The 15,490-nt window shown below is 43.8% G+C and carries 13 protein-coding genes; 2 read left to right on the top strand and 11 right to left on the bottom strand.

Going from position 1 to position 15,490, the window contains the following annotated elements; translation table 11 throughout:
* The first annotated feature begins 148 nt into the window (after nt 1-148).
* Nucleotides 149-1,288: an FMN-dependent L-lactate dehydrogenase LldD gene (lldD, locus tag R7041_RS05895; protein ID WP_005383962.1), complete on the top strand. Its 1,140-nt coding sequence runs from the start codon at nt 149-151 to the stop codon at nt 1,286-1,288.
* A gap of 90 nt (nt 1,289-1,378) precedes the next feature.
* On the opposite strand, the gene R7041_RS05890 is transcribed toward lldD, so the two are convergent.
* On the bottom strand, nt 1,379-1,726 hold the full coding sequence (locus R7041_RS05890; RefSeq protein ID WP_005375109.1) for a helix-turn-helix domain-containing protein: 348 nt from the start codon (nt 1,724-1,726) through the stop codon (nt 1,379-1,381).
* A 300-nt stretch (nt 1,727-2,026) separates the two neighbouring features.
* Here R7041_RS05890 and R7041_RS05885 point away from each other — a divergent pair, with 300 nt between their 5' ends.
* On the top strand, nt 2,027-3,130 hold the full coding sequence (locus tag R7041_RS05885) for a mechanosensitive ion channel family protein (protein WP_005375107.1): 1,104 nt from the start codon (nt 2,027-2,029) through the stop codon (nt 3,128-3,130).
* Between the two features lie 72 nt (nt 3,131-3,202).
* Here the strand turns inward: R7041_RS05885 and R7041_RS05880 are convergent, their stop codons facing one another.
* The 10 genes from R7041_RS05880 to R7041_RS05835 form a co-directional block, all read right to left on the bottom strand.
* The gene (locus R7041_RS05880) at nt 3,203-3,922 is read right to left on the bottom strand and encodes a carbonic anhydrase (protein WP_005375106.1); all 720 of its coding nucleotides are present in this window, start codon (nt 3,920-3,922) and stop codon (nt 3,203-3,205) included.
* A gap of 141 nt (nt 3,923-4,063) precedes the next feature.
* A complete protein-coding gene (locus R7041_RS05875; protein WP_318073946.1) occupies nt 4,064-5,032 on the bottom strand; it encodes a spore coat protein U domain-containing protein in 969 nt (322 codons plus the stop codon).
* Nucleotides 5,029-7,455, bottom strand: coding sequence for a fimbria/pilus outer membrane usher protein (locus R7041_RS05870; RefSeq protein WP_373921216.1), 2,427 nt, complete (start codon nt 7,453-7,455; stop codon nt 5,029-5,031). Before R7041_RS05870 ends, R7041_RS05875 begins: the two co-directional genes overlap by 4 nt.
* Nucleotides 7,455-8,210 (bottom strand): molecular chaperone, encoded by a 756-nt coding sequence (locus R7041_RS05865; protein WP_206949145.1) that lies wholly within the window; start codon nt 8,208-8,210, stop codon nt 7,455-7,457. Before R7041_RS05865 ends, R7041_RS05870 begins: the two co-directional genes overlap by 1 nt.
* 20 nt (nt 8,211-8,230) lie before the next feature.
* On the bottom strand, nt 8,231-8,728 hold the full coding sequence (locus tag R7041_RS05860) for a spore coat U domain-containing protein (RefSeq protein WP_017820521.1): 498 nt from the start codon (nt 8,726-8,728) through the stop codon (nt 8,231-8,233).
* Nucleotides 8,729-8,767: 39 nt separating this feature from the next.
* Nucleotides 8,768-9,313, bottom strand: a complete 546-nt coding sequence (locus R7041_RS05855; RefSeq protein ID WP_005375099.1) for a spore coat U domain-containing protein — start codon at nt 9,311-9,313, stop codon at nt 8,768-8,770.
* Between the two features lie 389 nt (nt 9,314-9,702).
* A complete protein-coding gene (gene tdh, locus R7041_RS05850) occupies nt 9,703-10,734 on the bottom strand; it encodes an L-threonine 3-dehydrogenase (RefSeq protein ID WP_005383983.1) in 1,032 nt (343 codons plus the stop codon).
* Nucleotides 10,735-10,778: 44 nt separating this feature from the next.
* Entirely contained in the window at nt 10,779-11,972 is a 1,194-nt protein-coding gene (locus tag R7041_RS05845) for a glycine C-acetyltransferase (protein ID WP_206949146.1), read from the bottom strand.
* A gap of 212 nt (nt 11,973-12,184) precedes the next feature.
* Nucleotides 12,185-14,515, bottom strand: coding sequence for a putative bifunctional diguanylate cyclase/phosphodiesterase (locus tag R7041_RS05840; RefSeq protein ID WP_005375094.1), 2,331 nt, complete (start codon nt 14,513-14,515; stop codon nt 12,185-12,187).
* The gene (locus tag R7041_RS05835) at nt 14,512-15,444 is read right to left on the bottom strand and encodes a transporter substrate-binding domain-containing protein (RefSeq protein ID WP_005375093.1); all 933 of its coding nucleotides are present in this window, start codon (nt 15,442-15,444) and stop codon (nt 14,512-14,514) included. Before R7041_RS05835 ends, R7041_RS05840 begins: the two co-directional genes overlap by 4 nt.
* Nucleotides 15,445-15,490 lie beyond the last annotated feature (46 nt).

Genomic DNA, 15,490 nt, shown 5'->3' with positions numbered 1-15,490 from the left:
AAATGGGTTACCAACATCACCGGTTCAAACGTAAGTGAACCATAGGTAACTATACTCATTTTGATGTCTTCACTGCTTTGCGATGAAGACTCAACGAAAGAGCAAATTGCTCCACAACTTTGCTTAGAATAACCGCTAGGACACCATTATGATTATCTCAGCTTCTACTGACTACCGCGCTGCCGCGAAAGCCAAGCTTCCCCCGTTTCTATTCCATTATATTGATGGCGGCTCTTACGACGAACGCACGCTGAAGCGTAATACTGACGATTTAGGTGATGTCGCTCTTCGCCAACGCGTCCTACGCGATATGACAGATTTGAGCCTCGAAACCGAGATCTTCGGTGAGAAACTGGCAATGCCAATCGCGCTAGCTCCTGTTGGTCTAACTGGTATGTACGCGCGCCGAGGCGAGGTGCAAGCAGCAAAAGCAGCCGAGAAAAAAGGCATCCCATTTACTATGTCGACTGTTTCGGTTTGTCCGATTGAAGAAGTCGCACCTGCAATTGAACGTCCAATGTGGTTCCAGCTTTACGTGCTTAAAGACCGTGGCTTTATGAAAAACGTACTTGAGCGTGCAAAAGCAGCAGGTGTAACAACGCTGGTGTTTACCGTTGATATGCCAGTTCCTGGCGCACGTTACCGTGACATGCACTCAGGTATGAGTGGTCCTAACGCAGCCATGCGTCGTGTATTCCAGGCGATGCGCCACCCAAGCTGGGCGCTGGATGTGGGTCTACTTGGTAAACCGCACGACTTAGGTAACATCTCTACTTATCGTGGCGAACCAACAAAGCTAGAAGATTACATCGGCTGGTTAGGCGCAAACTTCGACCCTTCTATCTCCTGGAAAGATCTTGAGTGGATTCGTGATTTTTGGGATGGCCCAATGGTTATCAAAGGCATTCTAGATGAAGAAGACGCGAAAGATGCGGTACGTTTCGGCGCAGATGGCATTGTGGTATCTAACCATGGTGGCCGTCAGTTAGATGGCGTACTTTCAAGTGCTAAAGCACTGCCAAGCATTGCGGATGCGGTAAAAGGTGATCTTAAGATCTTCGTAGACTCTGGTATTCGTACTGGTCTTGATGTCGTTCGTATGCTCGCACTTGGTGCAGACTGTACGCTTCTTGGTCGTTCATTTGTGTACGCATTGGCTGCACAAGGCGGCGCAGGCGTTGAAAACCTACTGGATCTGTACGACAAAGAAATGCGTGTAGCTATGACGCTTACTGGCGCGAAGTCTATCGCGGATCTTTCACGCGATTCGCTAGTGAAAATCCCATAATCTTTGCAATCGAGCAAAACAGAAACGAAAAAACGAGCCAACAGTGGCTCGTTTTTTATTGCTCTTCAACCCGATAATTTGACGAGCAAGCTAGCTAACTTGGTGAACGTACTCGATCACGACTTGGTTTCCGTCGATAAACACGTTACTGATATCGCCATCCACCGTCACACGATTTTGTAAATAAACGGTACCAGATGCAGATAGATCACGCTCCGTCAAAGACGGAATCACCTGACCAGGACGTACATGTAGCTGCTCGCATAGCTGTTTTACAAAACCTAGCGTCAGTGGAGAATTACCACGTAACAAGCCAGAAAACTCGTGTAGACTCAAACCAAGGCGCTTCGCCATTTCCATTTGAGTGATGTGCATTTTGGCTTTTTGTGACATCCAGATGTCGTAGAGCGCGTTTCGATCCAGCTCTGTAAATTCCATATCTGCCTCCGCTAATTCAAGAGCCAATACACTCTCACACTTACTTAAGATAAATGTTAGCGATAAGTCAGAGAAGTTATAATTGATCGTCCAAATATCAACCCTCAATCATTGGTAGCGTACCTCTGAACATGCATGAGGCGGTCGCTCAGCAAAACGTAAAGGTAACTCTCTTGTCATTGGAAGGAAAAGTCCATCTCGGCGGTTTAGACATAAGTAAATGATTTAAAGGAAATCACTGGGGTGAAGGAGTAATATCTGCTACCTTTCCTTCCATGGTTCACTAGAAATAAGTTACATATGCCACAGTGGTTTACCGAATTACAAAGCTACATTGAAACGTCTCATCAAAATTGGAGTGGAAGCGTCCTTTTCATTACGCTCGCTAGCTTTATAGCTTGGATAGCTTGGCGGCTGATCCGCTCTCGCCTCGCTGCGCTCGTAGAGAAAACGCCCTTCCACTGGGATGACATGTTGCTTGATGCGCTAAAAGCGCCAGTCAGTACACTCATTTGGTGTTGGCCTGCAACCGTCTCTATCGGCATCATATTAGAGAGCGAGCTCAACGATAAAATAAACTGGTTAAGTACGCTGAAACTGATTTTAATCATCAGCATCTTCGTATGGACCGTTATGCGGCTCATTACCAATGTTGAAGAGCATGTACTCGAACAAAAGAACCGAGATGAAACAACAGTACAAGCGATAGCTAAGGTCGCGCGCCTGTTCTTTATTACCGTCGGAATTCTAACCGTAATGCAGGCATTTGGTCTGTCACTATCGGGCCTACTTACCTTCGGTGGTGTTGGTGGTTTGATCGTCGGTTTAGCGGCGAAGGATTTGCTGTCTAACTTTTTTGGAGGTCTTATGATCTACTTCGATCGTCCATTTAAAGTTGGCGATTGGATCCGTTCTCCAGACCGACAAATAGAGGGGACGGTAGAACGCATTGGCTGGCGTATGACCATTATCCGAACTTTCGATAAGCGTCCACTGTATGTGCCAAACTCAGTGTTTAGCAGCATTGTCGTAGAAAACCCATCTCGCATGCTGAACCGACGTATCTACGAAAAAATTGGACTTCGTTACGACGATGCTGAAAAAATGCCGCAAATTATCACCGCGGTAAAAGAAATGCTGAAAAATCACAAAGACATTGATGCACGCCAAACACTTATCGTCAACTTCGATACATTCGGTCCATCATCATTGCACTTCTTTATCTATACCTTTACTAAAACCGTGAATTGGGTGAGATACCATGAGGTTAAGCAGGACATACTGCTTAAGGTAATCAACATCATTAAAGAACACGATGCAGATATCGCGTTCCCTACTCAGACGCTTAAGCTTGATCCTATACAAATGGTAAAAGCGGAAGAGCAAGAAGATCACGGCTTCTAGTTCTCACCAATACCCAAATAATCAAGCCCGCTGTGTTTAAGCGGGCTTTTTATTTTTCTTCGCATGAAGTGGTTATTGTTGCGTTAACACCATACGTGCATTCAGCGGTTGGATTGGGCGATTGTTTTTCCCCATTACTTCCGAAAAAGATTTTATCTGCTCAGGAGAAATAGTTTGTGCTTCTTTCATCACCAACCAACGTACACCTTCAGAGCATGGCGGTGTCGTTAGTGAGCCGTTAAAGCGGTAGTAGTCTTTATCACTTGGGATAAGGGCATCAGCATCAAATGGAACCTTGATGGTAACATCTTGATCTTTAGTTGGAATGTTAGCTAGCATCTTAGCTAGATCTGGGTTCGCGTCACCCAGTTTAAAGAACACCGCGACAACAGCTAGATGACCTACTTTGTCGGCATGCACAAAGTGTGCTTCTAGAGGGTATTCTTTACCGTCCACATGGTTTTCAGATGGCGTATGGAAGTGGAACTGTTTCAACGTAAACTCTTTACCATCAATGGTGAGTGTGTTTTTACCTTCTAAACCAGTCTGTAAAGTGTGACCGTTGTTCAGCAGTGAAATTGCCTTACCTTCGTAGTCGAAATTCAATTTTTCTAGCTTCGCTTCGGTCGCCGATTCAATGTTGATTGGGCTCTGGTTTTGACCTTTTGCGCACTCAGATGCAAACTCACCCCAATGAGCAGGTCCATGGTTTCCCTCGTAGCCCCAGCTTGCTGCATAAGCTGTTCCTGTAAATACCAGTGCCAAACCTAATGTTGTTAGTGACTTCTTCATCATTTTCCTTATTTCTGAAAGTTAAATTCCGTGAGAATAAAGCCATACTAATCTCACAAAATTAAGCAGTGACAGAGTGAAAACTATGATTACAAAAGATTTTTGGAATAGAAGCCTCTAATGATGTAATTGACATGATGCTCAAAATTGAACGTCAACGATTATTGAGTCGGTGTAAGTACCTGCAGGAGGGGTCGTTTGGCTGGTTAGTATCTGCGCGCGATAATTATAATTCTGTGGCGTGATACCATCCGGAATGGAGCCGCCAGTATCGACGTCACTGTGTTCACGACGTTCAGAACTGGTGCCTCCCCAGCGCTCCATCGTTGATGACTTATAGATTTCATACTCCAAATAGTGACCACTAGAAATCATTCGCCGCTGACCGCCGGACGCATTTAGGCCGTCATTCAAGCCAATGGAGAAGGAACTATTCTTGGTACAAGTTAACGATATAACCTGACTGACCGGTTCAAAACCAGCCACTAATGGGGACGAACCAAAATCAATATCTGGCGCTGTGATCATACAATCAGGGGTCACTTCTAACTCAACCGTAATCACGCTTTGAGCGCTGCCATTGGTGCGGCCAATGCATACCCCTAGAACCCCGATACCCTTACAGTAATCCCAAATCCAGGATACGGTGATTTGGTCTTTATAAATCCCAGCGGAAAGATTACTACCCACTCCCGTCCGAGCATAGAGCGGAAACTCGGCTTGAGTGCCAAACAACCCGAGTAAATCGAGTAACCCGATTTCAAAAAAATTGTAAGTTTGGCCGAATACATACTCTTGTGAAAGACCTGGATCGCCAAAAATCTGATAGCTGAGCTCCGAACTCGGATCATCCTCATTTAATAGCAAACCATTATTTATACTGTTAAACCTTGCTGATACGTAGTCGCCACTTAACAAAGACACAAGTGTAGAAAAGTCACACGTAATCCCCGCATGAGGCTGAGCTGAGCTTTGCTGCTGAGAGCTTGAAACAGTAAACGAAGAAACATTGCCAAACAAGATTAAAGGTGTTGCCGCCGTGAGCTGACAAGCCATTGTCGAGCACGAGAAAAAGAGAAGTAGGCTAGCAAACCAGCTGCGCAAAATCATAGTGCGGTCTCTTCTTCGGCTTTGATACAAACCTGCTCAGGCAATGTTTGTATTTTTTGACTGTCACGCTGATACAACCCCTCAATAAACACTTTACATGGCGGCTGTCCTTGAGGATAAAACTGAATATAGCGGCCTGGGTCAACGCCTTCAAAGTACGTAAAACCATCCCAACCAATTTGGCTTGTTAAGCCCGTTTCTGAGCGGCCATATGTACCAATCGGAAGGAACAAATGATTTTCGTCTACCACCGTCATGCTCAGTGCAATTTGTAGCTCTATTGGGAACTCTAACAGGTAGCCGTAGCCCGAATGTATCGAAGCAAACTGCTCTGTTGCAGAAAACGCAGCATTGGCAGGTAAATTAAGTGGATCGATTTCATATTTGGCGGTGTAATACGCCGTAGCCCAAGGAACAAGTAGGTAACCTTCATCGTCTGTCACTCCGACAATTTGATTTTCATATTTAACCGGAATACCTTCAAAACCACTGGTGCTCACCACAGCGAAGCTGTCATACACTTCATTCGCCGGGAATATTTCTCCATCCAACGTAGAGACCGAACCTGCCATTTCCGCAAAATAATCATAGTCGCCACTGGTGCCATTTAACCCCGCTCTGAACTGCGCCCATGACGCACGGTAGGTCAAATCAGCCTGTTTACGGTTTTCTGGGTGTTCGTTAATATCATGCGCTAAATTGACGCCCCACCCACCTCGTATTGGCGCAAGGCGGCTGTAACCCACTCGCCCTCGCACATCGCCATCGTCCTCTCTTTTCAGCGTTAGCCCCGAACTTCCCCCCAAAGAACTGAAAGGTAGAGAGAATTGCGCCAACGTAACACTCTGACCACCAATACTATGATTGTAAGAAAGGGACATATTGATATTAAAAGGCAGAGCGTAGCTATAAGTGAGATTTAGGGTACGTGAATCTGAGTCGGATTGTTGAATATCAAAGTACCCACCAGAAAGTGAGCCCCAATCTCCCAAACGGACTCCCATATTGATTTGTGATAGATGGCGCGACGCGAGTGAAGCGTCTTTGCCTTCATCGAGCATTTCGTAATTTGGTAAATGAGATAAGGTATAAAAGTCGGCTTGTTCTACTTGAGTTCGAGCAGCGAAGCTAAACAGCCGAGACTGATAACTATAACCTAGCGCATATGAGGTAGATTGATCCTGAAAATTACTCACACGAAACGAGGCATCCACCGTACCCAAGTTGAAAGCATTAGTGACAAAGCCCAGCCCCGCAACGATCAGGTCATCTTTTGCTTCAGCTTGAGCTTCTAATGTTAACCAATCAGTCATGCCATGACGCAGAGCGGTAACCACGCCACCGTCTCCATAGTCGTTAGATGCATTACCGAAATTTTCTCTGATCGCACCAATACTCGCACTGTAAGATGTAAATCCGGTCTTCAGTAGATCGGAAGAGAGAAAAAATGGGCTGGTCATGACCGTTTGCTTACCTTGAGCATCCGTTGCAATTACCGTTGCTTCCCCAGCACCAGAGAGCATTGGAATATCGTTAATAATGAAAGGACCGGGCCCAACATTCATTGAGTCAGTTTTAAAGCCATTGATAAACAAATCTAACGTAGTGGGCGCTGTGACCTCACCATAAAATGCAGGTAACGGCGTCGTCACGACATCCGGACGCATAGAGAAATCATGTGACAACTGAATACCCGCCAGTCTTACTGGTTGGCTCCAAGATAAAGGGCGAACAATATAGTCCCCTACCTCCATACGAATTCGCTTCTCTTGATTGACGTACTCGTAACTCGTATCAAAACGAGTGTACTGGCTGCTTTGCTGGGACTGAACATCGCGATGAAAGTTAGATTTAAATATCCCGGTAGTAGAAAAAACGCCAAACTCAGAAAAGGCTCTGACTTCATGATTGATAGAAACCTCCTTTTGTCGGCTTTCGTTCTCGTACACACCAAATACGTTGTAGTTAAGCAGGCCACCACGCCCAAACTGAGCCGGGGAAAATCGCCCCATATCCTGCGCTGATAAATTCTGCATCGGTAACCAATTAGGCGGTACGTCAATTGCGAGTTGCAATGACGATTGCAAGTAACGCACGTTAACACCTGGGATAGACGTAACCTCAAGTCTCTCTTCGGTTCCAGGCAACGACTTGGCGGTAACCCCAACTGAAATGAGGTCCTCCCGGAGCAAAAAGAACTGATCGCCAACTCGCTCAACTTTCGCAACAAGCCCGGTTGCTCTTTGATTGATCACCAACTCCAGATTGAGGCTAATATTCTCAAACTTTTCTAATGAGAAATTTTCAGGACTCGGTAGCTCAGAGAAGTGGTTTGCTGAATTTGCACAAAGACCAATACTGCTCCACGTTACGCTAAGTAATACCAACCAAAAGAAAGCATTCATTGTATTAAATCTATTCATTATTGCTTCAATGGTATTTGGTAACGTTTACCTCCAATATTCGCGCTCAAACTCAAGGGTCTGACATTACTATGGGGAATAGACCAAACCTTATACTGTTCAGGAAGAATATAGCCAGCTAGTCCATCGGAAATAACGACAGGATCTTTATTTGGTAGATTCAACTGTAAATTCACTAAGCGAACATGGTGTTTTCCTGAATTTTTAATGTGAACAAAACGCTGATTATTTTTCTTAATAAGCTGTGCCTGTAAATCATCCCATAATTCACTGTCACGGTTTGGTTTTTGAGTATCAGTCAGCCCTTTCCCGTAAATAAACAAAGGTATCGAGTAACGCATTCGGACTTTGACAGCGAGTTCATTTTCCGTCAATTCTGTTTGAGGGTTTTGAGTTGGCGGTAATTCATCTATGATCACTCGGTATGCATACTCCTTACCCGCAGAGGCCTCATCTTGGTTGATGATGCGGATTAACTGCTTTTCACCTGGTTCAATTTTGACAAACGGAGGGGTTGCAATTAACTGGCTTTGACTTGAATAACTATCTTCTCCTTCGTTTTGTTCCCACTTAAAAATTCTCACCTGTAAATAAGAATCAACACTGCCTTTATTTACCATCCAAAGTGATGTTGCATTACTCTCCTCTGATATTTTGGGGTAAATCGGCCAAATTAATAATGAGTTAGCATTGGCATTTGAGAAAAAAACAAAAAGGAAGGTTATTAATAATAGTTTTTTGAGTATGAATTCCATTTCACCCCTCCAAAGTTCACTTACCACTCTAATGTCAGCGTCAGCGTATCCATATAAATTCCAGCCATTTCATTCCCATTTATTGTCGCCTTTGCCCAGATAGGAAACTGAATATTATCTGGGTCTTGGTCGGTATCGACGGAATATTGCGTGTCAATATCAAGCACCTGCGTATAATTTAGATCCTGAAACAAAAAGTAATCTACCGTTGTCGCTTCTTCACTGTGCTTTAGCTTACGTACACCGTCCGATGCATTCATCCCGCCATTTACGGAAACATTCATCGTAATACCCGGAGTACAACTTAATGTGAGTGATGAACTGTAAGTGATGCTGCCTTGTACTTCCGTCGCGTAAACTGAAGAATGCTCACCAAAATCTAACGTGCCTATTTGCCCAGCTTGGGTTGCGCTTTCTTCTTGTACTGCGCCGTTAATCAAACAACCTGTATCTACGGTGGCAGACACCTGAAAAGTTTGTGTCGCATCAGCCAGCACAGTTAAAGAGCACAAACTCATCGCGACAAGTGAAAAGCCCCTAACAACCAGCGTCACGTTTTACCAGCTTAGCGTCACACTGATGGTATCGGAGTATGTGCCGGCAATGCTGCTCGTACCGTAAGCTTTCGCAAAAAGCTCAATAGTTTGCGATGTTGCACTAGTAAATTCAGACAGAGCTACCGTCCCGCCTTGTATAATTTGTGTGCTTCGGTCTGAGTCGGTAAACAACGTATAATCAATAAATTGCGCGCCATTTGACATCGCGTAGGTACCAACGGTCGCACTTGCATCATACAATCCGGTGCCCAATGTAAACGTCGGTGTCACACCGTTACTACAAAGCACTTCAATACCCGTCGCACTACCACCATTTACCACACCATCTTGTTCACTGAAGATTGCAGGCACGTCTCCAAAGGCGAGTGAGCCAAAGCCAACGCCAGAAGCTGCATCTACCGCATTGTTTCCATTAATCACACAACCTTGTACAAGGTTAATTGAAACATCAATCGTACCGCTCACTGACGCTCCACTCGCTTGCCAACTAAATGAGGTTAAGAGCAGAGGCATCATCAGATAAAATCTTTTCATATAAAGCTCCATTTTTACATTCCACTGTATATCGGTAACCTTTTTATTAGTTATAGCTCAATTATGACAAACCAAATGCATATAAAATGTAAAACAATAAAAAGAAGCAGGATAAGGATAAAGACGAACAGCAAATAAAAATATTAAACTTAAAAGTGACGATTTTTAAGCATGTAATTCTAAATAATAACCACTAAAAATAAATGGTTATTATCTTATTCCAAATACAGAATCGACAATGAGTTAGAAGGTAGGGCGAAGTTGAGTGGAAAGAATCTTAAAAAAGTAGCAGAACGATACGAGAAGTTTAGAAAAGATTGGCGACCATTTCTTCCCGAAACAAAAATCTTCATTAAACAAAAATGCGCCCCAAAAAGGAGCGCATTTCTTACTTGAATAAGTTATTCCCAATCAAGAATAACTTTGCCTGACATACCGCTGCGCATTACATCGAAGCCTTCTTGGAAGTCATCAATCTTGTAGTGGTGCGTGATGATTGGCGATAGATCCAGACCAGATTGGATCAGTGAAGCCATCTTGTACCAAGTTTCGAACATTTCGCGACCGTAGATACCTTTGATCACCAAGCCTTTGAAGATAACTTGGTTCCAGTCGATACCCATGTCTGACGGTGGAATACCGAGTAGTGCAATGCGACCACCGTGGTTCATTGTGGTTAGCATTGAGTTGAATGCTGCTGGGTTACCAGACATTTCTAGACCAACGTCGAAGCCTTCTGTCATGCCTAGCTCAGCCATTACATCTTCAAGCTTCTCTTCAGCAACGTTTACTGCGCGTGTTACACCCATCTTACGAGCAAGTTCTAGACGGTATTCGTTCACGTCTGTGATCACTACGTGACGAGCACCAACGTGCTTTGCTACTGCCGCTGCCATGATACCGATTGGGCCAGCACCTGTGATAAGCACGTCTTCGCCTACTAGGTCGAAAGAAAGTGCTGTGTGTACTGCGTTACCAAACGGATCAAAGATAGACGCTAGATCGTCAGAGATGCCTTCAGGGATCTTGAACGCATTGAACGCTGGGATCACTAGGTATTCAGCGAATGCACCTTCACGGTTAACACCCACACCAATTGTGTTACGACATAGGTGAGTACGGCCACCACGACAGTTACGACAATGACCACACGTGATGTGACCTTCGCCAGATACGCGGTCACCGATTTCAAAGCCACGAACTTCCTGACCAATCGCAACCACTTCACCCACGTATTCGTGACCGACAACCATAGGCACTGGAATGGTTTTTTGTGACCATTCGTCCCAGTTATAGATGTGTACGTCTGTACCACAGATAGCGGTTTTCTTAATTTTGATCAGAATGTCGTTATGGCCGACTTCAGGTTTATCAACCTCAGTCATCCAGATGCCTTCTTCAGGCTTTAGCTTTGATAATGCTTTAATTTTCATAATGTAACCTTAATTAAAGGCCCTATTGTCTAAGGCCTAGAATCTTAAATAAGACCCATGTCCTTACCAACTTGGATGAACGCGTCGATTGCACGGTCTAGTTGCTCGCGAGAGTGCGCCGCAGACATTTGAGTACGGATACGTGCTTGACCTTTTGGTACTACAGGGAATGAGAAGCCGATTACGTAGATGCCTTTCTCCAGCGCACGCTCTGCAAATTCTGCTGCTACTTTTGCGTCGCCAAGCATGATTGGGATGATTGCGTGGTCAGCACCACCCATTGTGAAACCAGCGTCTTCCATACGAGTACGGAAGTGTGCTGCGTTTTCCCATAGACGATCACGTAGGTCACCGCTCTCTTCTAGTAGATCTAGAACGCGGAGAGCAGCGCTTACGATTGCTGGTGCAACAGAGTTAGAGAATAGGTATGGACGAGAACGCTGACGTAGCCAGTCAATCACTTCCGCTTTACCAGATGTGTAACCGCCTGAAGCGCCACCCATTGCTTTGCCTAGCGTACCAGTGATGATGTCGATACGGTCAACCACGTTGTGGTGCTCGTGCGTACCTGCACCTGTTTTGCCCATGAAGCCAACAGCATGAGAGTCATCAACCATAGTCAATGCGCCGTACTTCTCTGCTAGGTCACAGATAGCCGGAAGGTTTGCTACTACGCCGTCCATTGAGAACACACCGTCCGTTACGATAAGAATGTGGCGAGCACCTGCTTCTTTCGCAGCGATCAGTTGTTGCTCTAGCTCTTCCATGTTGTTGTTTGAGTAGCGGAAACGCATCGCTTTACATAGACGAACACCGTCGATGATTGACGCGTGGTTTAAAGCGTCAGAGATGATTGCGTCTTCTTTGCCTAGAATAGTTTCAAATAGGCCCGCGTTTGCATCGAAACATGATGTGTAAAGAATCGTATCTTCTTTACCTAGGAACTTAGAAAGCTTCTGCTCAAGCTCTTTGTGGATGTCTTGCGTACCACAGATAAAACGTACTGAAGCCATACCAAAGCCGTGCTCGTCCATGCCTGCTTTACCCGCTTCGATAAGTGCCGGGTGGTTAGCAAGACCAAGGTAGTTGTTCGCACAGAAGTTTAGTACTTCTTCACCAGTAGAGATTTTAACAGCCGCTTGCTGTTGAGACGTAATGACACGCTCTGATTTGTAAAGGCCTTCCGCCTTTACTTCTTCGATTTGCTGCTGAATCTGTTGGTAGAATGCAGAAGACATTTGAAATTCCTTCCTAGTTATTTTGGCGAGTATTTACTCGTTTAGAATTAGGTTGAGCCTTTATGTGACGGGCGTCACGGGCTATCACTCATCAATTAATTGTAGTGTAATTCAAGGAAGGAGGAAGGATTATACCTTAAGGTGGAAAAGCATTAATGAATCCGAGGCACAAATTCAATTAATGCTTTTCTATGAGGTTGTTATAAAAGGAATTATAGCCAGGTAGGCTTAGCCAAAAGTGCTTCAAAGTCCTTAGCAGGTAATGGTCGGCTATAGTGGAAACCTTGTCCGAACTCACAGTTTAGGTTTTTCAGGTAATCCACATGACGCTGTTCTTCGATGCCTTCTGCGACGATCTTAAGATCCAGCGCTTTCGCCATTGCTATGATTACGTTCACAAGCTCGCGGTCTGAGTCGTTCTCGAACATATTTTGCATAAAGCTACGATCAATCTTTAAGCGGTCGAACGGAAACTTCTGCAAGTAACTCAGCGCAGAATAACCAGTACCAAAATCATCAATAGTAAGTTTGGTGCCTAACGCTCGTAAGTTATTAAGCATGTCTAATAGCTCAGAATCGTGATTGAAGAGGAGACTTTCTGTCACTTCAATATCGAACTTATCTGACGGAAGACCAGACTCCTCAAGGCTGTGTTTAATAAACGTAAGTAAGCGCTCGCAGTACCTAAATTGAACACTAGAAAAGTTTACAGAAACAAACAACGGAGTCAGACTCTGCCATTGTGCCGCTTGTCGACACGCTTGTTGAATAGCAAACTCACCAATTTGATGAATTAAACCATTTTTCTCTGCAATAGAGATAAACTCTTCAGGGTTTACAAATCCGTACTTGTCATCATTCCAACGCATTAGCGCTTCTGCACCTACGATTTTACCACTACTCAGCTCAATAATTGGCTGATAATACAGCTCTAATAACTGATTGGAGATCGCACTTCTCAGACGATTTTCCAGATCCAAATAGCGTTGCAAATCTTGGTTCATATTATGGTTATAAAAACAAAAGCCATCACGCCCATCTTGTTTCGCCCGATACATTGCCATATCAGCACATGCAAGGAGCTGCTCAGCGTTGTCTCCGTCATCCGGGAACACAGACATTCCGACGCTGCTACTCAAGAAGAATTCATGGTTGTTCCAAACAAACGGATCGTTAAACGCCGAAAGTACACTTGAAGCAACTCGCTTTGCAGTATCATTATCAGGCAAATCAGGGATGACGAGTAAAAACTCATCCCCACCAATTCTCGCCAATAAGTCTGTTTTTCTCGCGACTTGATACAGTCGCTGAGCACTGAGTTTAAGGATTTCATCCCCAACAAAGTGTCCCATTGAATCGTTAATCTGCTTGAAGTGGTCTAAGTCGATGAACATCACCAAAACTTTAGACCCACTACGCGATGCCCTAATTAACTCCAAAGCCAATCGCTCGGAACCATAACTACGATTAGGCAAATTAGTTAATGTGTCATATTTAGCTTGGAAGGCGAGTTCTTTTTCAGACGCTTTTCGACGTTCAATTTCGTTCGTTAATTTTTTATTCTGTTGAGAAAGAATATCTTTACGCTTTTTTTCTTCCTCAAGCTTAATTTTCAATTCAATCCTATTATTGTTCGTGATGAATGCATAACATAAAGCAATGACGATCATAACGGCCAGAATACTCAAACCAATAATAAAGAGCCGTGATGTAAATATATCTCGTTCACTCAAAGGCTCGAACCACGCCATCAATTTGAAGTGATGTTTATCCACAGGCACTTCAAAGTAAATTTTTCCGTCTACAGCCTCAGAAACGAAATAGTTCTCATCCTTATTGTGAGAAGGTGTTTTATTTATGGTATCCCATACAACCATTTCCACGTCTTTTATTTTTAGCACCATTCGGCTATAACTATCTTCGTGTTCTTGGTTAGTAAGTTGGTCAATAACAATATTCTTATTAAGATCGGCAATTAAAAAGGCAACAGGCTTTCCGGAGAACTTAACTTGCTTAATGACTTGAATGCGAACGTCATCATTGTATCGCGTCGCACAAACCTCTTCGGGATGCCCGTGTTGAGTCATTAAGGTTTGTATGTCCATTTTGTGCTCGGCAAGGTTTTCAGATCCAGTGGTGACGATGGTGACTCCATCACTGCCGACCAGCGTGAGCTTTTTATAGATTTGGCTGCTATTAATTAGCTTACTGTCTATCTTCTCATCGAAGCGACGCTTTAAATTAATTAAACTGGCACCTAACCCATACTCCATTGACATGCCAGAAGCTAAATTACCAAAGAATGTTTGTATTGTTTTATCTGTAGCTAGATTATCAACATCTTCACTCGCTATGGTAAATAAATTATCGAGTGTGCTTGCATAACTTTTTACTTTTAAATCTAGTTCTCTGTATTGAGATTCTTTTAATTTATTTTGACCTACGCTAGTCACAGTAATAAGCATAGCTAAGTAAATTGAAACTAATATTGCGCTTATTGTAATAAATCTTTTACTGGAAAATTTTTTAACGGCCTTATTCATCGGACTTTCTTTTTATCTTCTATAAAGTAATCGTTATAAAAGTAGTAAATAGATGGATAGTATTTTTTTACTAGTTTTTCGTATGATCCGTCTTTTTTTATCGAGTCTAAATAACGATCAAATGCTTTGCGTAATTCAGGGGAATTTTTACGGAATGCAACAGCCATTTTTTGATTTTCAGATATAGGGCCAATGACTTTTATTTCACCCGGCCATTTTTCGAGGGCAATTAGCGTATCCGCAACATCTAATAATGTGCTTTCCGCGTCATTTTTCATTATCGCTGGAACCATCTCATTAAGGAGACGCGCCCCATCAGGTAATATAACTTTTGCACCTGTGTCATATAAGTCATAAAGGTTAGGATCCAAGCAAGAATGTTCTAAAGCTAACACTTCGCGACCATCGATCAGCTGCTTGACGTTTTTAACATCTTCATCGACCGACCCACTTGGTTTAATCGGGCTCAGACTAGAGTCGGATCTGGAAACCAACCATACACCTGAAGGAAAATAATCTTGTGAAAAATCGACAACCTCAGAACGCCAATCAAGAATAGTAACGCCATTTGCGATCAAATCGCCTTCAATTGGAACACTTTCTCCGACAACAGCCTGCTTGTTGTGATATTGCACATTTTGCCCTGTCAACTTACCAACCACGTCGCTCCACTGTGCTGGAACATACTGGTACTGAACACCTAACGACTTGGCAAAACCTTTTATTATCTCTACATCCAAGCCAGTCAAAGTTTCCACTTCACCTTGTTCAATATAGGAGACAAAGTTAGCGTACGGGACACCAATGTGACGCAGTACACCACGTTCACGGATTTGTTGTAAATCGTCTGACCAAGCGGCAGACGACGCAACAGAGGTAACCATGAGCGCCACCGTCGCTAAAGTTCTTTTGAATGTTATGACTGACATAATAATATCCTTACCTTTCACAAAGCGCCCAATAATGGGCGCTTGA

Source organism: Vibrio sp. 1751, assembly GCF_033339895.1.
In the GTDB taxonomy this organism is placed as follows: Bacteria; Pseudomonadota; Gammaproteobacteria; order Enterobacterales; family Vibrionaceae; genus Vibrio; species Vibrio alginolyticus.
This window is presented reverse-complemented; position numbering and strand designations above follow the sequence as displayed.